26 protein-coding genes are annotated in these 22,935 nt (G+C 63.1%); 16 read left to right on the top strand and 10 right to left on the bottom strand.

Annotated elements, in window-relative coordinates; translation table 11 throughout:
* The first annotated feature begins 65 nt into the window (after positions 1 to 65).
* From AADW23_RS02065 to AADW23_RS02025, 9 genes are all read left to right on the top strand, one after another.
* Positions 66 to 866, top strand: coding sequence for a S49 family peptidase (locus AADW23_RS02065; RefSeq protein ID WP_341862871.1), 801 nt, complete (start codon positions 66 to 68; stop codon positions 864 to 866).
* On the top strand, positions 866 to 1,066 hold the full coding sequence (locus tag AADW23_RS02060) for a hypothetical protein (RefSeq protein ID WP_341862870.1): 201 nt from the start codon (positions 866 to 868) through the stop codon (positions 1,064 to 1,066). The genes AADW23_RS02065 and AADW23_RS02060 overlap by 1 nt, the downstream gene beginning before the upstream one ends.
* Positions 1,059 to 2,009, top strand: a complete 951-nt coding sequence (locus tag AADW23_RS02055; protein WP_341862869.1) for a calcium/sodium antiporter — start codon at positions 1,059 to 1,061, stop codon at positions 2,007 to 2,009. Before AADW23_RS02060 ends, AADW23_RS02055 begins: the two co-directional genes overlap by 8 nt.
* A gap of 12 nt (positions 2,010 to 2,021) precedes the next feature.
* On the top strand, positions 2,022 to 2,795 hold the full coding sequence (locus AADW23_RS02050; protein ID WP_341862868.1) for an SDR family oxidoreductase: 774 nt from the start codon (positions 2,022 to 2,024) through the stop codon (positions 2,793 to 2,795).
* A gap of 292 nt (positions 2,796 to 3,087) precedes the next feature.
* Positions 3,088 to 4,971, top strand: a complete 1,884-nt coding sequence (gene uvrC, locus AADW23_RS02045) for an excinuclease ABC subunit UvrC (protein WP_341862867.1) — start codon at positions 3,088 to 3,090, stop codon at positions 4,969 to 4,971.
* Positions 4,972 to 5,054: 83 nt separating this feature from the next.
* Positions 5,055 to 5,684, top strand: coding sequence for a hypothetical protein (locus AADW23_RS02040; protein WP_341862866.1), 630 nt, complete (start codon positions 5,055 to 5,057; stop codon positions 5,682 to 5,684).
* Between the two features lie 192 nt (positions 5,685 to 5,876).
* Positions 5,877 to 6,554, top strand: a complete 678-nt coding sequence (gene pgsA, locus AADW23_RS02035) for a CDP-diacylglycerol--glycerol-3-phosphate 3-phosphatidyltransferase (RefSeq protein WP_341862865.1) — start codon at positions 5,877 to 5,879, stop codon at positions 6,552 to 6,554.
* A complete protein-coding gene (gene moaD / locus AADW23_RS02030; RefSeq protein WP_341862864.1) occupies positions 6,554 to 6,799 on the top strand; it encodes a molybdopterin converting factor subunit 1 in 246 nt (81 codons plus the stop codon). Before pgsA ends, moaD begins: the two co-directional genes overlap by 1 nt.
* Before the next feature lie 3 nt (positions 6,800 to 6,802).
* A complete protein-coding gene (locus tag AADW23_RS02025) occupies positions 6,803 to 7,249 on the top strand; it encodes a molybdenum cofactor biosynthesis protein MoaE (RefSeq protein ID WP_341862863.1) in 447 nt (148 codons plus the stop codon).
* A 154-nt stretch (positions 7,250 to 7,403) separates the two neighbouring features.
* On the opposite strand, the gene AADW23_RS02020 is transcribed toward AADW23_RS02025, so the two are convergent.
* From AADW23_RS02020 to ubiA, 3 genes are all read right to left on the bottom strand, one after another.
* A complete protein-coding gene (locus tag AADW23_RS02020) occupies positions 7,404 to 7,733 on the bottom strand; it encodes a hypothetical protein (RefSeq protein WP_341862862.1) in 330 nt (109 codons plus the stop codon).
* An 18-nt stretch (positions 7,734 to 7,751) separates the two neighbouring features.
* Complete coding sequence (locus AADW23_RS02015; protein ID WP_341862861.1) at positions 7,752 to 9,722, bottom strand: OmpA family protein; 1,971 nt, start codon at positions 9,720 to 9,722, stop codon at positions 7,752 to 7,754.
* A 75-nt stretch (positions 9,723 to 9,797) separates the two neighbouring features.
* Positions 9,798 to 10,781, bottom strand: coding sequence for a 4-hydroxybenzoate octaprenyltransferase (gene ubiA / locus AADW23_RS02010; RefSeq protein WP_341862860.1), 984 nt, complete (start codon positions 10,779 to 10,781; stop codon positions 9,798 to 9,800).
* 12 nt (positions 10,782 to 10,793) lie between these two features.
* Between ubiA and AADW23_RS02005 the strand changes: the two genes are divergently transcribed.
* The 4 genes from AADW23_RS02005 (at position 10,794) to AADW23_RS01990 (ending at position 14,287) form a co-directional block, all read left to right on the top strand.
* Entirely contained in the window at positions 10,794 to 11,537 is a 744-nt protein-coding gene (locus AADW23_RS02005; RefSeq protein WP_341862859.1) for a 16S rRNA (uracil(1498)-N(3))-methyltransferase, read from the top strand.
* The gene (locus AADW23_RS02000) at positions 11,534 to 12,325 is read left to right on the top strand and encodes a hypothetical protein (RefSeq protein WP_341862858.1); all 792 of its coding nucleotides are present in this window, start codon (positions 11,534 to 11,536) and stop codon (positions 12,323 to 12,325) included. The genes AADW23_RS02005 and AADW23_RS02000 overlap by 4 nt, the downstream gene beginning before the upstream one ends.
* Positions 12,322 to 12,846 carry a hypothetical protein gene (locus AADW23_RS01995; protein WP_341862857.1) on the top strand — a complete coding sequence of 175 codons (525 nt, stop codon included), beginning with the start codon at positions 12,322 to 12,324 and terminating at the stop codon, positions 12,844 to 12,846. The genes AADW23_RS02000 and AADW23_RS01995 overlap by 4 nt, the downstream gene beginning before the upstream one ends.
* Before the next feature lie 70 nt (positions 12,847 to 12,916).
* Entirely contained in the window at positions 12,917 to 14,287 is a 1,371-nt protein-coding gene (locus AADW23_RS01990) for a glutamate--cysteine ligase (RefSeq protein ID WP_341862856.1), read from the top strand.
* Between the two features lie 110 nt (positions 14,288 to 14,397).
* Here AADW23_RS01990 and AADW23_RS01985 read toward each other — a convergent pair whose 3' ends face one another.
* The 7 genes from AADW23_RS01985 to AADW23_RS01955 form a co-directional block, all read right to left on the bottom strand.
* Positions 14,398 to 14,979 (bottom strand): DUF805 domain-containing protein, encoded by a 582-nt coding sequence (locus AADW23_RS01985; RefSeq protein WP_341862855.1) that lies wholly within the window; start codon positions 14,977 to 14,979, stop codon positions 14,398 to 14,400.
* 160 nt (positions 14,980 to 15,139) lie between these two features.
* Complete coding sequence (locus tag AADW23_RS01980; protein ID WP_341862854.1) at positions 15,140 to 15,505, bottom strand: DUF805 domain-containing protein; 366 nt, start codon at positions 15,503 to 15,505, stop codon at positions 15,140 to 15,142.
* Positions 15,506 to 15,657: 152 nt separating this feature from the next.
* The gene (plsY, locus tag AADW23_RS01975) at positions 15,658 to 16,266 is read right to left on the bottom strand and encodes a glycerol-3-phosphate 1-O-acyltransferase PlsY (protein WP_341864259.1); all 609 of its coding nucleotides are present in this window, start codon (positions 16,264 to 16,266) and stop codon (positions 15,658 to 15,660) included.
* The gene (gene pyrC, locus AADW23_RS01970; RefSeq protein ID WP_341862853.1) at positions 16,266 to 17,534 is read right to left on the bottom strand and encodes a dihydroorotase; all 1,269 of its coding nucleotides are present in this window, start codon (positions 17,532 to 17,534) and stop codon (positions 16,266 to 16,268) included. Before pyrC ends, plsY begins: the two co-directional genes overlap by 1 nt.
* Positions 17,535 to 17,592: 58 nt before the next feature.
* On the bottom strand, positions 17,593 to 18,099 hold the full coding sequence (locus AADW23_RS01965) for a hypothetical protein (protein WP_341862852.1): 507 nt from the start codon (positions 18,097 to 18,099) through the stop codon (positions 17,593 to 17,595).
* Entirely contained in the window at positions 18,096 to 19,040 is a 945-nt protein-coding gene (locus AADW23_RS01960; protein ID WP_341862851.1) for an aspartate carbamoyltransferase catalytic subunit, read from the bottom strand. The genes AADW23_RS01965 and AADW23_RS01960 overlap by 4 nt, the downstream gene beginning before the upstream one ends.
* A gap of 57 nt (positions 19,041 to 19,097) precedes the next feature.
* The gene (locus tag AADW23_RS01955; protein WP_341862850.1) at positions 19,098 to 19,556 is read right to left on the bottom strand and encodes a hypothetical protein; all 459 of its coding nucleotides are present in this window, start codon (positions 19,554 to 19,556) and stop codon (positions 19,098 to 19,100) included.
* Between the two features lie 436 nt (positions 19,557 to 19,992).
* Here AADW23_RS01955 and AADW23_RS01950 point away from each other — a divergent pair, with 436 nt between their 5' ends.
* The 3 genes from AADW23_RS01950 to AADW23_RS01940 all read left to right on the top strand — a co-directional run bounded on the left by AADW23_RS01950 (position 19,993) and on the right by AADW23_RS01940 (position 22,934).
* Entirely contained in the window at positions 19,993 to 20,787 is a 795-nt protein-coding gene (locus AADW23_RS01950; protein ID WP_341862849.1) for a uracil-DNA glycosylase, read from the top strand.
* A gap of 79 nt (positions 20,788 to 20,866) precedes the next feature.
* Positions 20,867 to 21,409 carry a molybdenum cofactor biosynthesis protein B gene (gene moaB / locus AADW23_RS01945; RefSeq protein WP_341862848.1) on the top strand — a complete coding sequence of 181 codons (543 nt, stop codon included), beginning with the start codon at positions 20,867 to 20,869 and terminating at the stop codon, positions 21,407 to 21,409.
* A 55-nt stretch (positions 21,410 to 21,464) separates the two neighbouring features.
* Positions 21,465 to 22,934 (top strand): HlyD family efflux transporter periplasmic adaptor subunit, encoded by a 1,470-nt coding sequence (locus AADW23_RS01940; protein WP_341862847.1) that lies wholly within the window; start codon positions 21,465 to 21,467, stop codon positions 22,932 to 22,934.
* The last annotated feature ends 1 nt before the right edge of the window (position 22,935 follow it).

Raw genomic sequence — 22,935 nt, 5'->3', positions numbered from 1 at the left:
ACATCTGCGTGAAAACATGGGCGGCTGCCTTGTTGCCAAGGACCCAGCCGCCTACATCACATGGAATGAAGCACCTGATCCCCTTCCTCAAATCCGAGCCGAAAGTCGCCGTGATCCGCCTGCAAGGCGCGATTGCCTCTGGATCGCGGGGCGGCATCAGTGATGCCACCTTCGCGCCGGTGATCGAGAAGGCCTTTGCCAAGGGCAAGCCCGCGGCGGTGGCCTTGGTCATCAACTCGCCCGGCGGCTCGCCCGTGCAATCGGCCCTCGCGGCCGCCCGCATCCGCCGTTTGGCCGATGAAAAGAGCGTGCCCGTTCATGCCTTCGTTGAAGATGTCGCGGCCTCGGGGGGCTATTGGCTGGCCTGTGCCGCCGATGATATCTGGGTCGATCCCTCGTCGATCGTGGGCTCCATCGGGGTCGTGTCGGCGGGCTTCGGATTTGTAGAGGCGTTGGGCAAACTGGGGGTGGAGCGCCGCGTCCATACGGCGGGCGAGAACAAAAGCATCCTCGACCCGTTTTCGCCCGAGAAGGCCGAAGATATTGAGCGCCTCAAAAGCTTGCAAATGGACATCCACCAATCGTTCATTGACCACGTCAAAACCCGCCGTGGCGCCCGCCTGAACGAGACGCCCGAAATGTTTACCGGCGCGTTCTGGACCGGGGCCAAGGGTGTGGAACTGGGCCTTGCCGATGGCATTGGCCATCTGGTGCCGAAGATGAAAGACCTCTACGGAGAGAAGGTCAAATTCGCGCCCTACGGGCCGAAAAAGCCGCTGATCCCCCGCTTGGGGGCCCAGATATTGGCTGACCTGGACCAAAGCGTAGAGGAGCGGGCCTTGTATGCCCGATTTGGGCTGACGTAATGCTGAAGATCGTAACCCTTTTTCTGATCGGCATGGCCGTGCTGGCCATGTTCGGCAAACTGCATTGGCTTGGCGGCAACCGCATCGGGCGCAATCGCCAGAACGGTCCCTTGCCCAAACCTCGGACGTGCCCTGATTGCGGCCGGATGAACCTGCGCGGCGGCAAATGTCGCGTCTGTCGTGAGGACACCAATGGCTGAGACGTTTGGCTACGCCGCTCTAGGGCTGGTAATTCTGTTGCTGGCCGGGGACGTGCTTGTGAAAGGCGCGGTGAACCTTGCGTTGCGCTTGGGGATTCCGGCGCTGATCGTGTCGTTGACCGTGGTGGCCTTCGGCACCTCGGCGCCCGAATTGCTGATCTCGGTCCAGTCCATTCTGGACGGCGTGCCGGGGCTGGCGCTGGGCAACGTGGTGGGGTCAAACACGGCAAATGTGTTGCTGGTGCTGGGCGTGCCGGCGCTGATCACCGGCTTGGCGGCCAGCAGCGATTCCTTGCGCGAATATACCTTCATGATGATCGGCACGGCGCTGTTTATCGTGCTGTGTTTTCTGGGGCCGATTACCTGGTGGCACGGGGCGATCTTGCTGTTGGGCCTGGCCATTGTTTTGGGCGACGCCGTGCACTCGGCCCGGGCCCACCGCAAAGCGTCCAACGGCGAAGACCCGATCGACGAGATCGAGGAAGCAGACCCGAACATGCCGTGGTGGCAGGTCGGGGTCTATCTTCTGTTGGGCATGATCGGCCTGCCCCTTGGCGCCTCGCTTCTGATCGACAGCGCCACCACCATCGCCACCGAATACGGCATCAGCGATGCGGTAATCGGCCTGACACTGGTGGCGGTTGGCACGTCGCTGCCGGAGCTGGCAACAACGGTGATGGCCGCAATCCGCCGCCAGGCGGACGTGGCGATTGGCAATGTCATTGGCTCCAACGTGTTCAACCTTCTGGGCATCATTGGCGTGGCGGCTTTCGTCGGCCCGATCCCCGTGGACGCCGAGATCCTCCGCTTCGACCTTTGGGTCATGCTGGCGGCCTCGGTCGTGCTGGCCCCCTTCGTCTATTATCGCTGGCCCATGGGCCGAGGCGTGGGCTTGGTCTTTTCCGCGCTATATGTGGGCTATATCCTATTGCTCTTGATGTAAGGAGCCTGAGCCATGACTGCATTGGTAACCGGGGCCGCCAAACGGTTGGGCCGCGCTATGGCGCTGGAACTGGCCGCACAGGGCCATGACGTAGCGATCCACTACAACAGCAGCGATGACGCCGCCGAGGCCACCGCAGCGGACGCCCGCGCCCTTGGCGTGAAGGCGGTGACGGTGCAGGCGGACCTGCTGGACGAGGACGCCGTGCAGGGGCTGATGCCCCGGGTGATCGACGCGCTCGGCCCGGTGGAGGTGCTGGTCAACAGCGCCTCGGTCTTTGACTACGACAACATCAAAACGGCCACCCGCGCCAATTGGGACGCCCATATGATGTCGAACCTGCGCGCGCCCTTCGTGTTGACGCAGGCGCTGGCCGCGCAACTGCCCGCGCCTGATATCGACGCCGGAGGCGAGCCCGTTGCCCGCGGCCTTGTGGTGAACATGGTGGACCAAAGGGTGCGCAAACTGACGCCCGAATTCATGACCTACACGCTGGCAAAGGCCGGGCTTTGGACCTTCACCCAAACCGCTGCCCAAGCGCTTGCGCCGCGCTGCCGCGTGAACGCCATTGGCCCCGGTCCCACGATGCAAGGCGCCCGCCAATCGGCCGAACACTTCGCCGCGCAACGGGCCGCAACGGTCCTGAACCGGGGCGCCGGCCCCGAAGAAATCGTCGCGGCGCTGCGTTACTTTCTTGCCGCAAAGGCGGTGACAGGACAGCTTATTTGCGTGGATGGCGGCCAACATTTGGGGTGGAAAACCCCCGATGTTCTGGGCGTGGAATGAACGGCCCCGCAAGTATTCTCCACTGGGGCGCTGTTTCGGGTAGCATTTATGAAGATTTGGTAAATTCGCCCACCCCAAGAGTTAACGTAACGTTTTATTTGTTTAAAAACAGTAGCTTGCATAAGTGCCTAAAAAATAGGCAAACCGTAGAACCCTGCCAAAAACAAAGGAAATTTCCTATTCTCAAAGAGTTCTCCGCAGGGTTATCCACAAGATCGGTGGAAAGCTAAGGGGTTGCCAAGGGGATTGCTGCATTGCAGCGCTATGAAGAATCACAAAGCTGTCACATTTGATGAAAAATGAAACCGAAACATCTGAAGACTTTACGCCCGTAAAAACAGGCCATGAGGTCATTGCCGACTACGTTCGGACGCTGGATATGAGCCCCGGCGTCTATCGCATGCTCGACAGCCAAAGCCGGGTTTTGTACGTGGGAAAAGCCCGCGCCTTGAAGCGGCGGGTGGCGAATTACGCGAAACCGACGGGCCATTCGCCGCGCATCGCGCGCATGATCCGCGAAACCGCCTCGATGATGTTCCTCACCACAAGGACCGAGACCGAGGCGCTGCTGCTCGAACAGAACCTCATCAAGCAGCTCAAGCCCAAGTTCAACGTACTGCTGCGCGACGACAAGAGCTTCCCCAATATCCTCGTCTCCGACACCCACGCCTTCCCGCAGATCAAGAAGCATCGCGGCGCGAAGAAGGAAAAGGGCAGCTACTTCGGCCCCTTCGCCAGCGCCGGTGCCGTGAACCGGACACTGAACCAATTGCAGCGCGTCTTTCTGCTGCGCAATTGCACCGATGCGGTGTTCGAATCCCGGACCCGCCCTTGCCTGCTTTACCAGATCAAACGCTGCTCTGGCCCCTGCGTCGGGCACATTTCCGAGGCGGACTACAAGGCCTCCGTGACCGATGCCGTGCGCTTCCTCAAGGGCGACAGCACCGATCTGCAACGGCAGTTGGCCGAGGGCATGGCCGCGGCGTCCGAGGCGATGGAGTTTGAACGCGCCGCCGCCCTGCGCGACCGGATCAAGGCACTGACCAACGTGCAATCGGCCCAAGGCATCAACCCGCAAGGCGTGAAAGAGGCTGACGTGATCGCCCTCCATATGGAAGGTGGGCAAGCCTGCGTGCAGGTCTTCTTCATCCGCGCTAACCAGAACTGGGGCAACCGCGACTTCTACCCCCGTGTCGGCCCCGACATTGACGAACCCGAGGTGCTGGAAGCCTTCCTTGGACAGTTCTACGACAAGAAAGAGCCGCCCCGTCACCTGCTGCTGTCCCATCCGGTGGAAAGCATGGACCTGATGGCAGAGGCGATGGCCGGAAAGCGCGGCGGCAAGGTGGAAATCCTTGTGCCCCAGCGAGGCGAGAAGGCCGAACTGGTGGACGGCGCGCGCCGCAATGCCCGCGAAAGTCTGGGCCGTCGCATGGCCGAAAATCAGGCGCAGGGCAAATTGCTCGACGGTTTGGCGGGGGCTTTCGGCTTGGACGCTCCGCCCAAGAGGGTGGAGGTCTACGACAACTCCCACATTCAGGGTGCCCACGCCGTGGGCGCGATGATCGTGGCGGGGCCGGAAGGCTACCTAAAAAGCCAGTACCGCAAGTTCAATATTCGCGGCGATAGCCTGACGCCCGGCGATGATTTCGGCATGATGAAAGAGGTTCTGACCCGCCGGTTTTCGCGCCTGCTAAAGGAAGACCCGGACCGCGAAACCGAAGCATGGCCGGACCTTCTGCTGATTGACGGCGGCGCGGGGCAAATCTCGGCGGTGAAAGAGATCATGGACGAATTGGGCGTCGATGATGTGCCCTTCATCGGCGTCGCCAAAGGCATTGACCGCGATCAGGGCAAGGAAGAATTCTACGTCCCCGGCAAGTCCACCTTCGCGCTGCAACGCAATGACCCGGTGCTCTATTTCGTGCAGCGGATGCGGGACGAGGCGCACCGCTTTGCCATCGGGGCGCATCGCGCCAAACGCTCCAAAGCGGTCTCGGCGACGCCACTGGACGATGTGCCGGGCGTCGGCGCGGGCCGCAAACGCGCGTTGCTGGCGCATTTCGGCAGCGCAAAGGCCGTGGCCCGCGCCAACCTGTCGGATCTGACGGCGGTGGATGGCATCAGCGAAGGTCTGGCCCAGAAGATCTACGACTTCTTCCACGATCAGGCTTGAGTGGCACAGGCGTCAGGATTTCCGCCACTTCCCAAGGCCGTACCCTCAGATACACTCGGCCCGATCCCCTTTCGGAGCCTCCCATGATCGACTTTCGCAAACCCTCCTTCCTCATTTCCATGGCCCTCATCCCCGGCGGCATCGGGTGGAACATATTCAACACCAACACCTCAAGCACCGAAGTCACGGTGGAGGTCATGCTGCACCCCAGCGGCGAGGTGATCACAGACCTCGCCCAGATCGACGCGTTCGAGACCTATATCCCTGCGGAAGTCGGTGAAGATGGCGGCTATGAGCGTTACGGCCCGATTTTCAACGTCGAGGGTCAGTCCAACGTGTTCCACGTCGATGGCGGGGTTCAGGCCGGGTTTGCGGCACGCGTGGGCGCCACCGATCTGGGGATGATCGCCACAACCGGCGGCGGCGCCGAGACGCGCAACATCACCTTTCCCGCCACCGACGGGCTGGTGCGCCTTTCCGTGCAAACCGACAGCCCGCCCGAGTTCTTCGTGCAAGCGACCTCTGATCTGGCATCGGGAACGCTGGACGTCCAAAGTCAGGGCGCGCCCGAGGATGGCGAGATGGTGTTTCTGCTGCCGCCGGGCGAGTGGACCTTCTCCGCCGTCGATGATGCGTTTGACCAAAACGTCGTTGTCACGGTTCCACCGGGCGATATCGTAGAAGCCTCGCTGGACCTGCGCGCCGACAACTGAACGCCTGCGGACAGGTTTCGTCAGCGTTTATCCTCCGGTCGGCACAAGGTTAACACAAGGTTAATTGGGTCAGGGTTGCATTGTTTTTTCAGTGGCTTAGGTAAGGTGCTCAAGCTTGAGCACCCCTGCAAACCCCGCAGGCCGCGCGCATCCCCTCTGGCAAGTGCCCCGCAACAGCGCTAGGTGTTTCCCATGCAATGGAACGTACCCAATGTCCTGACCCTCGTGCGCCTGATCGCAGCGCCCATGGTGGGGTTCGTCTTCCTCCTTCTGCCGCGCCCCTTCGCGGATTGGGTCGCGTTGTTCCTGTTCATGGGGGCGTCGATGACCGATTATCTCGACGGACTTCTGGCGCGGAAATGGGGTCAGGAGAGCCGCTTCGGCGCGATGTTGGACCCGATTGCCGATAAGGCGATGGTGGTGATCGCGCTGGCGGTTTTGCTGGTTATCATGAGCCTCGATCACGGCTGGTCGGCGCTGATCCTTGTGCCTGTGATTATCATCTTGTTCCGAGAGATTTTCGTCTCGGGATTGCGAGAGTTCCTGGGCGCCCATGCGGGCACGCTGAAGGTGACGAAACTGGCAAAGTGGAAGACCACGTTGCAGATGGTCGCCATCGGTTTGCTGTTCTGCTGGGGGCTGTTCACCCACTATCTCTGGGCGCTGACCTATGGGATGGATGCCACGATGATCGAGAGCATTCTGGCCGGGGATACCGCCGATGAATTCGGTCTGGTCTGGATCGAGTTCGGGTTCTTCTGGAGCGGTCTTGTGGGCAAGGTCTTGCTTTGGCTGGCGGCCCTTCTGACCGCGATCACCGGGGTAGACTACTACCTGAAGGCGCGGCCCTTTTTGCAGGAAGACACCTGATGGACCTGCGGTATTTTTCTTGGCTCAGAGAGCGGATTGGCACGGGTCACGAGGTGGTCGAGACCCAGGCGCGCACCGTGGCTGAGTTGATTGAGGAACTCAAAGACCGCTCGGAAGCCCATGCTTTCGCCCTGTCCGACCTCAAGTCGGTGCGGGCGGCGGTGGACCAGCAGTTGGTCGGCTTTGATGCGCCCCTGGAGGGCGCGCGGGAAGTAGCGCTGTTCCCCCCCATGACAGGGGGCTGAGCGATGGATTTCGTGCGGGTTCAGGAAGCGGCGTTTGACAGCGGCGCGGAGCTGAACGCCTTCACCGAGGCCATGGCAGGCGCAGGCGCTGTGGTGAGTTTCACCGGCGTCACCAGAGATGTATCCGAGGGCGACATGGTCGCCATGGAGATCGAGCATTATCCGGGCATGACTGAATCAGCGCTCACCACGATCCGAGAGGACGCCGTGGCGCGGTTTGAGTTGCAGGGCGCGTTGGTGATCCATCGGTTCGGGCGTTTGGCCCCCGGAGAGGTCATCATGATGGTCGCCACGGCGGCCCGCCACCGGGCAGGGGCGTTCCAGGGCGCGGAGTTCCTGATGGATTACCTGAAGTCCCGAGCCCCATTCTGGAAGCGGGAAATCACCGAGCGGGGGGCCGATTGGGTTGCCGCGAAGGATGATGATGAGGCCGCGTTGGGGCGGTGGTAGGCCGGTGACGGGGTGACTGCCAAGCTGCTTTGGGGAACGGGCTGCGGGCCGGGCGCTTTGGCATACGGGGCTTCGGGCGCGCTGAGGGGGCAGGAGCCTCCGGCGGGAGTTGTAGGGCCAAGATGAAGGCGCAACGCCGCGTTTGGGGCGACGGTTACGTGCCTTGGTTGATGGATTCCACGTAGTTGCGAAGTTCCTCGGACTCGGTCCTGGCCTCGCGCAGGCCTTCCATGGCGGCGCGAAGTTCGGCCTCGGTCTGGCTGAGTTGGTTGGTCAGTTCGCCCTCGCGCTGTTGCAGGTAGGCGATGGCCTGGTCACGGGTTTCTTCCGCATCATGGAGCGCACGGGCGAGGTTTTCCATTTCGCCCAGATCCGCAGAGGATACCTGGTTGAACCGGGTCACGAGCCAATGGGCCAACCAGCCAAGGGCGAAGGCCACGAACAAGATGATCGCAATCGTGATGATGAATTCCAAGCGGTTCATGGGGTCTTGGCTTTCTGTCTAGTTTGCATCGGAGGCCTCGGGGGGGGCGATGGGGCGCGGCAGGGGGCGGATATCGAACGGCCAGTCGGCAATGGCGCCTGCGGCCAGCACGCCGCCACGGGTGCGGGGTTGGTCATCGGCGTCGGCGGCGGCATCCACAATCTCGGCGCTGGCCAAGAGGCGGAAGTCGATACGGCGGTTTTGTTCGCGCCCGTCTTCGGTATCGTTATCGGCAATCGGTTGGCTTTCGCCGTAACCTTGGGCCGTCAGGTTGGATACCAGAACGCCGCGCGCCAAGAGGCCGTTGAGCACCGCATCGGCACGGGCTTGGCTAAGATTGAGGTTCATATCCTCGCCGCCCTGCGCATCGGTGTGACCGCCGATTTCCATGCTCACGTGGAGGCAATCGGGCAGGACGTCGGCAATCTGGTCCAGAACCGCGCCGGCGGCGCGGTTGATCTCGGTCGAGCCGGGGTCGAAGGTGATCTTGGTCTCGTCCTGGATTTCGCGAATGCGAGCTTCGCATTGCTCGGGTGTGGGCTGAGAGGCGATGGGGTCGAGGGTTTCGTCGTAGCGCACATCCATCTGGAAGTTCACACCGGGCCCAAGGTCTTCGGAGAGTTGCCGGGTGAGGCGGGAGATCATCTCGTCATCGCCGGTGCGGCCGGAAAGGCGCAGAACGTCGGGCTCGACCGTGAGCATGCCGTCTTCCAGCTCCGACAGGGCGGTGAGGCCCGCCATGACCCGAACGGACCAACCTTGCGGCAGGTCTGGCACGCCACGGGTGGCGAGATCAGTCCGGTCCGCGCCGAAAATGGCCGTGGCGAAGGATTCAACGGATTCGCCGATACGGCCATCGGGCAAGCGGCCGCGAAGGCGCGCCCCTTGTTCGGCGTCATAGGTGGCGGTGAAACGGGCGGGGCCGGTGCTGGCCAATGTCTCGGGCTCGGGCAGGATCGCTTGCAGGGAGAACACGGCTGGCAGGTCTGCGTCCAGCTCGCCCACGACGGTGTCGAAGTGGTCCTGAGCCGTGCCCTGGGCGGCGATCAGGGTCACGTCAGCATCGGAAAGGGTGACGGAGCCATTGCCCAGTTCCGTCAGTGCCGCCAAGGAGGTGGCGACGGCATCGCCCCAAGAGGGGGACGGCACGCCAAGGCCGATGGTGCAGGGCACGGTGCCGGTGGCCCCGGCGGTGCGTCCGGCAGAAACGATCTGATCGCGGGCCGCGGGGGTGTCGGCGGTACAGGTTTCAAAGCGCGCGCCCCCGGCATCGCGCACGAAGCGCAGGGTGAAGGGGGTGATGACCGGGCGCGGGGCCGAGATATCGAGAACGACCTCGACGCCGGAGGGTTGGTTCTGTTGCAGGCGGGCGACGAATTCGGCCCGCTGTTCCCGGGTTTCGGCCACGGCCTCGACCTCTACCCGGTCGGCAAGCACCGTCACCTTGGAGCGCGGCAGCGCCTCGAGCGCGCGGAGGCCATAAGCGAGGGCGGCGTCCCAGTTCTCGGGCGCGGCGAGGCTGGCGGTTTCGACCATGTTCACCACATCGGCAGAGCCCGCGATATCGGCAATCGCTTCGGCGACGGCGAATGCTTCATCGCCTTCGGGGCCCGGGATCAGGCCGATCAACTGGATGCCATCACCATTGCGCAACATATCGAGGGAAAACCGGGGCGGCTCGGACACTTCGAAGGCGGCGACCTCAAGGCGGTTGATCACCCGGTCCGCATCGACCATGGCGCTGGCGCGGGTTTCGGCGCGGAAGCGCGTGGCCTCGTCCGGGGCGGTGCCATCGAGGAAGACTTGCAAGCCGTTGGCCGACACCTCGACCCAATGGATGCCATCGGCTTCCAGCGAGGTGATGATGTCCTCGGTGGAGCGATGTTCGATCGTGAGGGCCGCGAATATCGCGGTGACAACGGACAGGCCGCCCGCTGCTGCGAAGGAGGCGGGGCCGACCAGTGCGGATATGCGGTCTTTGTTTGACATGGGCGAAGCTACGCGAAATCCCTGCTCGGGGCCTAAATCTTGTATCGCAGTACCGCGTCCTGCGAGGGCTTTCAATCAAACGAGTGCGGCACAGGCGAAAAACAGCACAGGGATCAAGCCGGCATTCCGGTTGGAGCGGAACAGGCGCAGGCAGGTGTCGGCGTCGTGGATGTTCAGGTGGATCAATTGCCAAGACAGGTGCCAGCCCATGGCCCAAACCCCCGCAAGGGCAACGACGAGGGCCAAGACGTTTTGGGACGGCAGCAGCGCCACGATCACGCCCAGGCCGATAAGGCAGACCGTAAGAACGAGGAAGAAGCGCAGCCAGGCCTGGGTGTTGTCGCCAAATAGTCGGGCGGTGGATTTGATGCCAATCATGGCGTCGTCTTCGCGGTCCTGGTGGGCGTAGATCGTATCGTAGAACAGGGTCCAGCTGATGCCCCCGAGGTAGAGAAGGATAGGCGCGGCGGACAGGCTTCCGGTGTGGGCGGCCCAAGCCAGCAAGGCGCCCCAGTTGAACGCGGTGCCAAGAAACACCTGCGGCCACCAGGTGAACCGTTTGGCGAAAGGGTAGATGCAGACCAACGCGCAAGAGGCCACGCCAAGGGCGATGGCGGTCCAGTTGAACGTCAGAAGGATCAGCAGGGACACAAGGGCTTGGGCCACCATCCAGGCCAAGGCCCCTTTTACCGAGACCTGCCCCGAAGGGATGGGCCGAGACGCCGTGCGCGCGACCGAGCCGTCAAGGTGGCGGTCGGTGATGTCGTTCCAGGTGCAGCCCGCGCCGCGCATCAGAAACGCGCCAAGCCCGCAACCGATGAAGATCCAGGCGTCAAAGCTCGTGGCTGTCGCAGGGGCCGCCGCGATGGCCAACATCAGCCCCCACCAGCAAGGCAACAGCAACAGCCAAGTGCCAATCGGGCGATCCGCGCGGCTCAGGCGCAAGTAGGGACGGGTTGCCGCGGGGGCGAGGGTGTCGACCCAGTTACCCGACACGGCGTCAGCGACTTTTACGTCAGCATCTGCCGGAGTGTCTTGTCCATCGCCCTGCGCGCTCATACGTTCCACCCCATGAAAAATCGCCCGAAAATCCGCCTCTATGTAGATCACCCCTTGGGGGAGGCGCAAAGCGTTCCCGTGTCGCGGGACCATGCCAACTATCTGTTCAACGTGATGCGCCTTGGCGTCGGCGCGGAAGTGGCGCTGTTCAATGGCCAGGACGGGGAATGGCGGGCCGAGGTGGCGGCCAAGGGAAAACGCGGCGGCGTGTTGGTCTGCGCCGAGCAGACCGCGCCACAGATGATGCCACCCGATGTGTGGCTGCTGTTTGCGCCGATCAAGAAGGCGCGCACGGATTTTATCGTGGAAAAGGCCGCTGAACTGGGCGCGGCGCGGATCCTGCCCGTGCGTACGGATTTTACCAATTCCGAAAGGCTGCGACAGGACAAGTTGCAGGCCCACGCGATGGAGGCGGCCGAGCAATGCGGCGGGACGTTTGTGCCGCCGGTGGCAGAGATCCAGCCGTTGGAAAAGCTACTGGAGGGGTGGGATGCTTCGCGGATGCTTGTCTTTGCCGACGAGACTTTGGCCGACGATCCTTCCTCGGCCCCTGAGCGGGGCCTCCTCGCAGCGGTGCCTGCGCCAGCGGCGATCTTGATCGGACCCGAGGGCGGGTTCTCCGATGCCGAACGGGCGCGTTTGCGGGCGCTGCCCTTCGTACATACCATGTCCCTGGGGCCGCGCATTTTGCGGGCCGACACCGCCGCCGTTGCGGCCTTGACGCTTTGGCAGGCGGCGCAGGGGGATTGGGGATGATCGCGCGGCCCGCCGCGCGTCTGCATGTGATCCCGGCCATTGGGTGCAAGCTGGCGTTGGTGCTGCGGCGCGGACCATCGCGCCATGTGGCCTCGCTCCTGTGGGACCGGGCGTCCGACGTGGTCAAGAAGGGCCAATGGCTCAAGGGACGCATCTACGAACACCGCACCGACCTATCGCCCGATGGTCGGCACATGATCTACTTCGCGGGCAACGGTCAGCGCTGGTGGACAGCCCTGAGCCGTGCGCCCTTTCTGCGCGCGATCTGCTACCACCCGGTCGATCACACGTGGCACGGCGGCGGCGCGTTTGACGCCGACGGCGGCGTGTTCTTCAATGGGTTCCACGGGCCAGACGCGTTGCCGGACCGGTTGCGGCTCGCCAAGCCGGGTGCACTGCCACCGGCCACGGACGGGGTCCACATGGGCGGGCTTTTCGCGGCGCGTATGGCCTTGCGGGGCTGGCACGACGCGGGGGGCGCAGGCTACCAGCAAACGATGGAAAAGCCCGTGCCCGGCGGCTGGACCTTGCGCCAAACCTATGCCCTTGGCGCCCGCAATCGGGGGCTGCTGTCCAATGCCTATACGTTGATCCGTCAAGGCCAGCAGGTCGCCACCGATTGGGAATGGGCCGAGCCTTGGAAAGGCGGGCTGCAATTGGCACGGGCCGGGGCCATCTGGCACGCGCCGCTGACCAAGGATGGCCTCGGAGAGGCGCGATTGATCCACGATTTCAACGCCATGGCGTTTGAGCCCCTGGAAGCCCCCTATGAAGGCATCCGCGCATGAGTGGCTTTTTCCGCCCCGAAGCCACCGCCGCCGTCGCCCGCTGGCGCGAGGTTCTGGTGGCCGCTGCCATCATCGCCCTTGGCCTTTGGATCGCGGCGAAACCCGGCGGCATGATCATCACCGGCTTCGGCTACGTCCTGATCGGCCTTGGCGCTGTGGCCATGGTCCCCGCCGTGCGCCGCGCGCGGTTCATCACCGGAGGTAACGGGCCGGGGGTGGTGCAAATCGACGAAGGGCGCATCCTGTTCATGGGGCCAGAGACCGGCGGCGCCATGGCGTTGGATGACCTCAGGATCCTGTCCCTGCGCCGCGACCGGGATGGCAAAAGCGCTTGGGTGCTGGCCGATGCGTCGCAACTGCTGGTGATCCCGGTGGATGCCTCGGGGGCCGACGCGCTGTTCGATGCCTTCGCGGCGCTGCCCGGTCTCAACATCGACCGACTGATTGCGTCGGTGCAAAATCGCACGTCAGGGTCGCAAAGGTTATGGGTTCGTGACCGCCCGCTGGCCTTGACACCGTAGACGCTACGGGCGACCTCTTTAGCCCACCCTAGCGGCCCTTCAGCGGGTACACCTTCAGGAGACACGTCCCATGTCCATCCCCCAATCCGGCGGCGGCCCCATCGAGCATTACAGCCAGCTGGCTGAGTATCTGGCCGACGGCTGCAAACCCAAAGCTGATTGGCGCATCGGGACCGAGCATGAGAAGTTTGGCTACTGCCGCGACACCCAGAACCCGATCCCCTACGATGGCGAACGGTCGGTCAAAGCGGTCCTGGAAGGGCTGCGCGACCGCTTCAACTGGTCCCCGGTGATCGAGGGCGGCAATATCATCGGGCTGGAAAAAGACGGCGCGAATATCTCTCTGGAGCCCGGTGGTCAGTTGGAGCTTTCCGGGGCGCCGCTCGAAAATGTCCACCAAACCTGTGACGAGGTAAACGACCACCTGCGCCAGGTACGTGAGGTGGCGGATATCATTGGCGTCGATTTCATCGGCCTGGGCGCGGCCCCGATCTGGCGGCACGAAGACATGCCGCTGATGCCCAAGGGCCGCTACAAACTGATGGACGCCTACATGCAGAAAGTCGGCGCCATGGGCCGGACCATGATGCGCCGAACCTGCACCGTCCAGGTGAACCTCGACTTCGGGTCCGAGGCCGACATGATCCAGAAAATGCGCGTGGCCGTGGCCCTGCAGCCCGTTGCAACGGCGCTTTTCGCCAACTCGCCCTTCCTCGATGGTAACCCCAACGGCCACAAATCCTGGCGTTCTCGCGTGTGGCGCGACCTTGATGCTGACCGCACCGGCACCGTACCCTTCATCTTCGATGAGGGCTTCGGGTTCGAGGCTTGGGTGGAATATGCCCTCGATGTGCCGATGTATTTCGTCTACCGCGATGGCCAATACGTGGACGCCCTCGGACAATCCTTCCGGGATTTCCTCAAAGGCGAACTTCCCGCGCTACCGGGCGAAAAACCCACCCTCAGCGATTGGGCCGACCACCTGACAACACTGTTCCCGGAAGCGCGCCTGAAGAAATTTATCGAAATGCGCGGCGCCGATGGCGGCCCCTGGCGCCGGCTCTGTGCGCTGCCCGCTTTCTGGGTGGGCCTGATGTACGATCAAACGGCACTCGATGCCGCTTGGGACCTCTGTAAAGGCTTCGACGCCGAAACCCGTGACGAAATGCGTGTCCAAGCCTCCGTTGGCGCTCTTCAAGGCTCCGCGGGCGGCTACAAACTGCATGATCTCGCCCGTGAAGCCCTCGCCATTTCAGAAGCAGGCCTCAAAGCCCGTGCCATGCCCGGCGCCGGTGGCCTTGTTCCCGATGAAACGCACTTCCTCAACGCGCTCAAGGACTCGGTGGAAACCGGCCAGGTGCCAGCCGATGAGCTGTTGGAGAAATACAAAGGCGAATGGGCAGGCGACCTGTCGCGCATCTATGGCGAGTACTCCTACTAGACGCGCCGCTCCTCCCTTCATCTTGGCAGATACAACTCCCCCCGGAGGGTCCTCAACCTCCCCCTCATCCAACCGCTGAGGGGGCGCGATGCCTCACGCCCTCCCCAAGCTTACGCCTTCTGGATCGAGGGGAGAACATGGCGCCGATAATATTCCTGTGCTTCCGCTCGGCGGGCCACCTCGGCCTGCTCTCGCGCCTCCCCCTCCAGCGCGCCGGCAAAGGCCGGATGCGACGGAACCGGGCGCTTGCGATCCGGGGCGCTGTCGCCGCCAAAGCGGTTGTTGCCGTAGGTGCCGGGCAGGCACATCAGAACGAAAAACCAGATCGCGCCAATAATCGGGATAAGCTGGATAAAATACCACGCGCCGGACCGGTCCGTGTCATGCAACCTGCGGATCGTCACGGCAAGGCCAGGAAGCCAAAACAAAATCAGGTTCGCAGCCGCGTAATAGCCCGCATAGTATCGGTATTGCTCCACAAACGCCGGGTTTGCGGTCCCGTAGCGTTGAGCCTGTTGCATCTGGTAAGCCAGTTCCGGGCTGTTGATGGCGTAATACCCAATAGCTGCGCCTGCGGCCATGCCTGCGATAATCGTCCACAGCATGAACCACCAGAACTCTGACCGCCGCGCGCGCCCAGAGAAGTGCAACATGTTGCCGTAGCAATGAATAATTGCCTTTGCGAAACCCATACCCATCGTCCCTTGGTACTTATGTGCCTTAGCACCCCGTCATGACGGCGAAATGTGCCAAGGATGCGGCAAACGCGGGACAATCTTTGGGGCATGACCTCGAACGCAAAACGGCCCGCCGGGATGGGCGGGCCGTTTGTTCTGGCAAAAGGGCTGTGGATTATACGGCCACAGGTGTGTCGTAAGGGTCTGGGCCGTAATCGTTCGGGCCAACCGTACCACGCTGTACGAACCAGTAGATGTAAAGGATGATGCCGACGAGAGGGATCAGCACGATCAGGATCCACCAGCCGGATTTTCCGATGTCGTGCATCCGGCGCACGGCGACGGCGATGTTGGGGATCAGCAGGCCGAGGGTCGTGATGATGTAGAGGATCGGCATGCCAATTGCGCCGTCCACGATCTGCGCCACAACGCTGACGATCATGGCGAACAATGCCCACCACCAGAACTCCGAGCGCCGAGCGCGGCCCGAGAAGTTGGCGTAGTTAGCTAAGACGTGCTTAACAGCAGTCATGAAATCCATAGGGGTGTCCTTTCAGGGTCCGAACTTATCTTTGTGACGAAGGCGCGTTTGGGGCGCAAAAGACGCATTGTGGCCATCGTTCATTCACACAATCGCGTGAGGGGTCCGTAAAATCAACGAAATTAACCCTACGGTAAGGAAACCCGTAAGTCTCAGGTTTTCTTGCCAATACGCGGTTCTTGCCCCGTCGCAAGACGCGCGATGTTGGCGTGGTGCCGAATGAAGATCAGCACTGCCAAGGCGATGCAGAACAAGATCGCCGTCGGGAAGCCCAAGGCCCACGCGGCCAGCGGGCTCAGCGCTGCCGCCACCAGCGCCGCAAGCGACGAGATGCGGAACAGGCCAGCGGTCACGGCCCAAGCGGCACATGCGGCCGCCCCGATGGGCCAGGCCAAGGCCAGCAACGTGCCCAAGAACGTCGCCACCCCTTTGCCGCCCTTGAAGCCCAGGAAAATAGGGAAGCAATGGCCCAGAAATGCGGCGAAACCAGCGAGTTGCGCCGCATCTTCCCCGACGAGGAACCGTGCAACCAATACCGCAATCGCGCCCTTCCCGGCGTCCAGAACCAAGGTCAGAAACGCCGCGAGCTTATTGCCGGTGCGCAAGACGTTCGTTGCGCCAATGTTACCCGAACCGACACTGCGCAGATCTCCCAACCCAAAAAGTCGCGCCATCACAATGCCGAACGGCACCGATCCCAAGACATATGCGAGGAGGGCTGTAAGCCCGAGGAGGGGCAGCGCGGTTTCGATCATCGGAATCATAGGCTTGCCTCAAACACAGTTTCACCGCCCACAAGGGTGCGCAGCACCCGGCCTTGCATCCGCGCCGCATCAAACGGCGTGTTCTTGGATTTTGAGTGCAACGTCGTCCGGTCCAGTTGGAACGGCATGTCGGGATCAAACAGCACCAAATCCGCAGGCGCCCCCGCCGCCATCCGGCCCGAGGGTTGCCCAAACCGCCGTGCGGGGTTGAAGGACAAGGCGCGGAACAGCTCTGGCAGGGTCAATTGCCCCGAATGCACCAGCCGCATGGCGGCGGGCAAAAGCGTTTCCAACCCCACCGCGCCCGAGGCCGCGACCTCAAACGGCAGGCGTTTGCTTTCTTCGTCCTGGGGCGTGTGCATGGAGCAGATGATATCAATCGTGCCGTCGCGCACGGCCTCCACCATCGCCTGGCGATCATCCTCGGAGCGCAAAGGCGGCTTTAGCTTGAAGAACGTCCGGTAATCGGCCACGTCGAATTCATTCAGCGTCAGGTGGTGGATCGACACGCCCGCCGTCACGTCCAGCGCGGCCTTGGCGCGAGACAGGGCGGGCAGGGCGGCAGCGGTCGAGATCTGATCCGCATGATAGGCCACGCCTGTCATCTCAACCAGTGCAAGGTCCCGTTCCAGCCCCATGCGTTCGGCCATGGGCGACACCGCCGGCAACCCCCGCAGTGAGGCGAACTTGCCCGAGGTCACAGCCGCCCCGTCGCTGAGCATCGGCTCCTGCGGGTGGCCCACAATCAGAGCGCCAAGGGACCGCGCATAGGTCATGCAGCGGCTGAGCACCTTGGTGTTCTCGGTCACCGCATCGCCATCGGTAAAGGCCACCGCACCGGCATCGCGCAGAAAGCCGATCTCGACCATTTCGCGGCCCTCGCGGCCTCGGGTCAGCGCGGCCATGGGGGCGACGCGCACGGCAGAATGGTCGCGGCCCCGGCGGGTGACGAAATCCAGCACTTCGGGGGTATCAATCGCGGTGGTGGTATCTGGGCGGGTCACCATGGTGGTCACGCCCCCGGCGGCGGCGGCAAGGCCTGCGGTGCGGAAACTTTCCTTGTGGCGTTCGCCGGGTTCGCCCACTTTCACGCCAACATCCACGATGCCGGGCGCAAGGCAGAGCCCGCCGCAATCAACGCCTCCCGAACGCGCACCCTCACCGATTTCGGCAATCAAGCCGTCTTCGATCCGCACCCAACCGAGCTTTTCTGTCCCCGCCTCGGGGTCAATCAACCGGGCGTTGTGAAAAAGCGCATTGGTCATGAGACGTGCCTACCGTGCTGTGCCAGAGAGTGTGCCAGGAAGTGTGCATGAGTGCCCATCAGGACCACCCCACGAAGAAAATGAGCGCCGCCAGTATGGCCATCGCGATCAACGCATAAAGCGCAAGAGGCGGCCCCACCTCGTGGCGGGCCGGGGGCGCTGAAGATGGCAGCGGCGCGACTTTTGCTTTCGGTAAATCCGCCCCGTGATCGGCCTGCGCCAAGGCGAGGCTGGCAATCAACGTGGCTTTCGGGCCGGGCGTCGCAGGCGCGGATAGCGCCTTGTCGGGGGCCAGCAAAACGGCCCCCTCCAGGGCATCAAGGCGCGTCACCGTAGAGGCGGGAATGGCGGTTTCGGGGGCGAAGGCGAGGGTGATGTAATCGCTCAACCCCATGTCGCTCAGGTCGTTGACGGCAAAAAGCTCGATCTCATCGGTGTCGATGGCCTCGACCCCAAGCCATTCGGCCAAGGGCGGCAGAACCGCCACCTCCCCCTTCTGCCGCGTGAGATGCGTGTGAGTAACCGAGATCGGTTCGTTCAGGGCGAAGATGTGAAGCATGCTCATGCCGCCGCCCTCCGTTCGCGAAGGTTTTCAGCGAGGATTTCCATTGCAGCCATACGTACGGCAACTCCCATTTCGACCTGCTCCTGAATCACGGAGCGGTTGATGTCATCGGCCAGGAGTCCGTCAATCTCGACGCCCCGGTTCATCGGGCCGGGGTGCATGATGATGGCGTCATCCTTGGCTACGCTCAGCTTGGCGGCGTCGAGGCCGAAGCGGTGGTAGTATTCCCGCTCTGACGGGATAAACGCGCCGTCCATCCGCTCTTTTTGCAGGCGAAGCATCATCACCACATCGCAGCCTGCAAGGCCGGTTTCCATATCGTCATAGACCTCTACCCCCCAATCACGCACCCCCGATGGCATCAGGGTCGGCGGGCCAATCAGTCGGATGCGGTTTTCCATCTTGCCCAGAAGCATGATGTTGGACCGGGCCACCCGGCTATGGGCGATGTCGCCACAAATGGCGATGTTCAGGCGATGTAGCCGGCCCTTGGCGCGGCGGATCGTCAGCGCATCCAGAAGCGCCTGCGTGGGGTGTTCGTGGCGACCATCGCCCGCGTTCAGCACGGCACAGTTCACCTTGTCGGCCAGCAGCTTCACCGCGCCGGAATGCGGATGGCGCACAACCAGAAGATCCGGGTGCATGGCGTTCAGGGTCAGGGCGGTGTCGATCAGCGTTTCGCCCTTCTTCACGCTGCTGGTCTGCATGGCCATATTCATCACGTCGGCCCCAAGGCGCTTTCCGGCGATCTCGAAGCTGGCTTGGGTGCGGGTCGAGTTCTCGAAGAACATATTGATCTGGGTAAGCCCCTTGAGCGGCGCGCCATGGTCGCGTGCGCCCCGCTCGGCCTCGGCGTGGAGGTCGGCACGATCAAGCAATGTCGTGATTTCCAGCTGCGACAGCTCTTCAATGCCCAGAAGGTGTTGCTTGTTGAATGTCATCGGTACGCCCTTTTGGTTTGCCCGCTTATAGGGGGGGCATGGGCGAGGCGGCAAGTATTAGGGCCGGGTGATTGTGGCGGTGATCTGGTCCGCGTTTCGCATCCGGTGGCGGTATTTGTACAGGTGGCGGCCGACGCGCACCATGTAGCCGGTCAACAGCCCGCTATCGACGACGATCCGATCGGCCCAAATCGCGCCGCCCTCGGTCGGGGTGACGGTAAGCGTATGGTCCCATTGGCGGATCGCCCGACCCTGTTCCCGCGACTGCATCAGGCGTTCCGCAGGGTCGAGGCGTTCCACATGGATCTTGTATTGCGGGTTATGCATCCAGCCCCAGACCGTGACGTAGGTTTGATAGCTCTCATCCGCCTCAAAAGCGCCATCTGGCAGGCCTTGGTAGGTGGCTAGGCCGCGGGTCGCCGCGACCATGCCCGGAATGTTGATGGCTTCTGAAAACACCTGATCCGCTGTGCGAGGGTAAAAGGCGGAGACGGTAAGGATGCGGGCAGTTTTCATGGGCCGTGCTTGGCAGAGCGTTGGCGGCGCTGGCAAGAAGGCGCAGCGCAAGCCGGGCCATTGGAGCCGGGGCGTTGCCGATCCGGCCTACCCAAAACGATAGGATCGCAGCGCTGTCAGAGCGTTTTCACGACGATAGAGCCATCGCACACCCGGCGGCGGGCGGGAATGCGCGATCCGGTTGGTCCAGGACATGCGCCGCTGTCGGATAATGTGGGTCGTGTATCAGGTTCCGACGCGTCAGGTGCTTGCACCGTGGTCAACTCGCAAATGCGGGGGATTGGATCAATGCGCGTGCAGGCCACCCGTGTCTTCGGCATCAGGGGTGCCACCGTAACGGGCGGTTACGGTCAAGATGCGCATGGCTGAGGTATGCGCCCCCTTTCCGCCGCTTCCAATCCCGAATAACCTAGGCACCATGTTGGATGCGCATAACATGGACAGCTGGGGCTATTGGGATACGCTTGCCGCGTTGGAGTGGCAGGTGGAATTGGGCGCGGATGAAGCGATGCTGGATGATCCGCTCGACCGCTTCGATCTGCCCACCCCCGTCGCCATGCCCAAGCCCGAGGGCCGCAAAGCCCCCGCCGGCGCCCCGACGCCTGCCGCGCCCGCAAGGCAGGCCGCGCCCAAGGTCGATGCCGTGGCCATTGCCCGACAGATGGCGGAAGCCGCTGGCACCTTGGAGGCGTTGAAAACGGCCATGGCTGGGTTCGAGCACTGCCAGCTGAGGCGCGGTGCACGCAACCTTGTGTTTGGGGAAGGGGCCCCCTCGGCCCGCGTGATGGTGGTGGGAGAGGCCCCAACCCGTGATGAAGATACGCAAGGCAAGCCCTTTGTCGGCGCGGAGGGTGCGCTGTTTGACAAGATGTTCGCGGCCATCGGTCTGGACCGTGCGAAGGAAGGGGCAGAGGGCGTGTACGTCGCCAACATTCTGCCGTGGCGCCCACCCCAGAACCGAGAGCTCGCGCCCGAAGAGCTGGCGATGATGGCCCCATTCATGCAGCGCCACATCGCCCTGATCGCGCCCGATGTCCTTGTGGTGATGGGCAATGATGCCTGCGCGGGGCTGTTGGGACGGCGCGGCGTGTCGCGGATGCGCGGAAATTGGGGAGAGGTCGCAGGAACGCCAGCTCTGCCGATGTATCGGCCCGGATTTTTGCTACGCAACCCCGCCGCCAAACGAGAGGCATGGGCCGATCTGCTGGCGATCAAAGCGCGGCTGGCGTGAGGGCAGCGCGCCCTCCTCGGCCTATGCCAGGCCTCCTCGCAGGTGACCGTTCCTGCCCCTAACTGACCGTGGACCTCTGATGTCAAACCTTGATCTTTCCCGTGATTTCATCGCCTGCCGCATTGCTGTTCTGGCCGTTAGCGATACGCGCACTCTGGCCGAGGACACCTCGGGCGATTTGCTGGAGCAACGGCTGACGGAGGCGGGCCACCGCTTGGCCGCCCGCCAGATGCTGCGCGACGACCGCGCCGCAATTGCCGAGCAGTTGCGCGAATGGTGCGCGGACCCCGGGATTGACGTGATCCTGACCACCGGCGGCACTGGATTGACCGGGCGCGATGTGACCGTTGAGGCGCACCGGGATATCTACGAAAAGGAGATAGAGGCCTTTGGCACCGTGTTCACCCATGTCTCCATGGCAAAAATCGGCACATCGGCGGTGCAATCACGGGCCACGGGGGGCGTGTCGAACGGCACCTACCTGTTCGCATTGCCGGGAAGCCGGGGGGCTTGCGCGGATGCTTGGGATGAAATTCTCGTGAAGCAACTCGACTATCGGCACCGTCCCTGCAACTTTGTAGAGATTATGCCAAGACTGGATGAACACAAGCGGCGCAAGTGAAGCGGCCCCCTTTGGGTTGTGGGTTGCGGCAGTCTTCTGAACTCAAGGATACTAAATGCGGTTTCTCACTCGTGCTTTGATCGGTCTTTTCCTGACGGCTTGCACGGTGGGCCTTTTCGCTTTGGCAGGCAGCATTACCTACGGCGCGTTGCAGGCCCGCTGGGCGGATGAGGGGCGCCCGCCTCCGACGCGCGAACGGGTTTTTGCGGCAGAGGTGGCCCCCTTGGAGTTTGGGGAGGAAACCCCGATCCTGACAGCCTTTGGTGAAATCAGATCGCGGCGCACACTGGAGCTTCGCGCGCCCGCTGAAGGCACAGTGATCGAGTTGGCCGAGGGGTTTGAAGACGGCGGCGCCGTCACCGCAGGGCAGCTTTTGTTGCGGATTGATCCGGCAGAAGCGCAATCCGCCCGCGACACGGCAGCCACCGATCTGCGCGATGCCGAGAATGAACTGGCGGAAGCGACCCGCGCCTTGGAACTGGCCGAGGAAGAGGTCGCCGCCGCGCGGATGCAGGCCGAAATTCGCAGCCGCGCCTTGATCCGGGCCAGCGATTTGCTGGAGCGCGGCGTAGGCTCTGCCGCGGCGGTGGAAACGGCGGAACTGGCCGATGCCACGGCGCGTCAGCAAATCCTGTCGCAACGCCGCGCCTTGGCGGTGGCAGAGGCGCGGGTCGATAACGCTGATACAGCGCTGGACCGCCGTCGGATCGCCTTAGCCGAGGCCGAGCGGCGCTTGGCGCAAACGGAGTTGCGGGCAGAATTCAGCGGCGTGTTGACCGAAGTGGACGCCGCCGCAGGCCGCTTGGTAAACCGCAACGAACGCCTTGCCGCCTTGATAGACGCTGATGCGCTAGAGGTCGCTTTCAGGATCTCGACCGCGCAATACATCCGCCTTCTGAATGAGGAAGGCGCGTTGACCCAACGCCCGGTGCGCGTGATTTTGGATGTCTTTGGTCTGGATGTGCAGGCCAGTGCCACGCTGACCCGCGAAAGCGGCGCGGTAGAGGAAGGGCAATCAGGTCGCCTGCTGTTCGCCCGCCTTGAGACGCCACGGGGCCTGCGCGTGGGGGATTTCGTGCGCGTAGAAGTAGACGAGCCGACCTTGCCCCGCGTGGCACGCCTGCCCGCGGCGGCCCTCGGGTCCGATGGGCAAATCCTGCTTTTGGGGGAAAACAATGTGCTTGAGGCGGTCGATGTCTCTCTGATGAGCCGCCAGGGCGACACGGTCCTTATTCGCGGTGAACAGGGCGCAGGCCCGTTGCAAGGCCGCGATGTGGTGCTGGCGCGTACACCGGTTCTGGGGGCGGGCATCCGCGTGAACCCGATCCGCCCCGATGCCCCAGACGCCGCCGAAGTGCCCGATACCATCGCCCTCGATCCTGACCGCCGCGCCCGTCTGATTGCCTTTGTAGAGGGCAACGGTTTCATCCCCGCTGATGTCCGCGAACGGATGCTGCGCCAACTGGCCGAGGAAGAGGTGCCAACCCGCATGGTCAACCGCCTCGAAGCGCGGATGGGCAGCTGAC

It is taken from the genome of Gymnodinialimonas sp. 57CJ19 (genome assembly GCF_038396845.1).
Lineage (GTDB): Bacteria > Pseudomonadota > Alphaproteobacteria > Rhodobacterales > Rhodobacteraceae > Gymnodinialimonas.
This window is presented reverse-complemented; position numbering and strand designations above follow the sequence as displayed.

What these genes read in the sequence shown, in the direction of transcription:
- AADW23_RS02065 (WP_341862871.1), top strand. Translation starts at nt 66, where the DNA reads ATGAAGCACCTGATCCCCTTCCTCAAATCCGAGCCGAAAGTCGCCGTG.
- AADW23_RS02060 (WP_341862870.1), top strand. Translation starts at nt 866, where the DNA reads ATGCTGAAGATCGTAACCCTTTTTCTGATCGGCATGGCCGTGCTGGCC.
- AADW23_RS02055 (WP_341862869.1), top strand. Translation starts at nt 1,059, where the DNA reads ATGGCTGAGACGTTTGGCTACGCCGCTCTAGGGCTGGTAATTCTGTTG.
- AADW23_RS02050 (WP_341862868.1), top strand. Translation starts at nt 2,022, where the DNA reads ATGACTGCATTGGTAACCGGGGCCGCCAAACGGTTGGGCCGCGCTATG.
- uvrC (WP_341862867.1), top strand. Translation starts at nt 3,088, where the DNA reads ATGAAAAATGAAACCGAAACATCTGAAGACTTTACGCCCGTAAAAACA.
- AADW23_RS02040 (WP_341862866.1), top strand. Translation starts at nt 5,055, where the DNA reads ATGATCGACTTTCGCAAACCCTCCTTCCTCATTTCCATGGCCCTCATC.
- pgsA (WP_341862865.1), top strand. Translation starts at nt 5,877, where the DNA reads ATGCAATGGAACGTACCCAATGTCCTGACCCTCGTGCGCCTGATCGCA.
- moaD (WP_341862864.1), top strand. Translation starts at nt 6,554, where the DNA reads ATGGACCTGCGGTATTTTTCTTGGCTCAGAGAGCGGATTGGCACGGGT.
- AADW23_RS02025 (WP_341862863.1), top strand. Translation starts at nt 6,803, where the DNA reads ATGGATTTCGTGCGGGTTCAGGAAGCGGCGTTTGACAGCGGCGCGGAG.
- AADW23_RS02020 (WP_341862862.1), bottom strand. Translation starts at nt 7,733, where the DNA reads ATGAACCGCTTGGAATTCATCATCACGATTGCGATCATCTTGTTCGTG.
- AADW23_RS02015 (WP_341862861.1), bottom strand. Translation starts at nt 9,722, where the DNA reads ATGTCAAACAAAGACCGCATATCCGCACTGGTCGGCCCCGCCTCCTTC.
- ubiA (WP_341862860.1), bottom strand. Translation starts at nt 10,781, where the DNA reads ATGAGCGCGCAGGGCGATGGACAAGACACTCCGGCAGATGCTGACGTA.
- AADW23_RS02005 (WP_341862859.1), top strand. Translation starts at nt 10,794, where the DNA reads ATGAAAAATCGCCCGAAAATCCGCCTCTATGTAGATCACCCCTTGGGG.
- AADW23_RS02000 (WP_341862858.1), top strand. Translation starts at nt 11,534, where the DNA reads ATGATCGCGCGGCCCGCCGCGCGTCTGCATGTGATCCCGGCCATTGGG.
- AADW23_RS01995 (WP_341862857.1), top strand. Translation starts at nt 12,322, where the DNA reads ATGAGTGGCTTTTTCCGCCCCGAAGCCACCGCCGCCGTCGCCCGCTGG.
- AADW23_RS01990 (WP_341862856.1), top strand. Translation starts at nt 12,917, where the DNA reads ATGTCCATCCCCCAATCCGGCGGCGGCCCCATCGAGCATTACAGCCAG.
- AADW23_RS01985 (WP_341862855.1), bottom strand. Translation starts at nt 14,979, where the DNA reads ATGGGTTTCGCAAAGGCAATTATTCATTGCTACGGCAACATGTTGCAC.
- AADW23_RS01980 (WP_341862854.1), bottom strand. Translation starts at nt 15,505, where the DNA reads ATGGATTTCATGACTGCTGTTAAGCACGTCTTAGCTAACTACGCCAAC.
- pyrC (WP_341862853.1), bottom strand. Translation starts at nt 17,534, where the DNA reads ATGACCAATGCGCTTTTTCACAACGCCCGGTTGATTGACCCCGAGGCG.
- AADW23_RS01965 (WP_341862852.1), bottom strand. Translation starts at nt 18,099, where the DNA reads ATGAGCATGCTTCACATCTTCGCCCTGAACGAACCGATCTCGGTTACT.
- AADW23_RS01960 (WP_341862851.1), bottom strand. Translation starts at nt 19,040, where the DNA reads ATGACATTCAACAAGCAACACCTTCTGGGCATTGAAGAGCTGTCGCAG.
- AADW23_RS01955 (WP_341862850.1), bottom strand. Translation starts at nt 19,556, where the DNA reads ATGAAAACTGCCCGCATCCTTACCGTCTCCGCCTTTTACCCTCGCACA.
- AADW23_RS01950 (WP_341862849.1), top strand. Translation starts at nt 19,993, where the DNA reads ATGGACAGCTGGGGCTATTGGGATACGCTTGCCGCGTTGGAGTGGCAG.
- moaB (WP_341862848.1), top strand. Translation starts at nt 20,867, where the DNA reads ATGTCAAACCTTGATCTTTCCCGTGATTTCATCGCCTGCCGCATTGCT.
- AADW23_RS01940 (WP_341862847.1), top strand. Translation starts at nt 21,465, where the DNA reads ATGCGGTTTCTCACTCGTGCTTTGATCGGTCTTTTCCTGACGGCTTGC.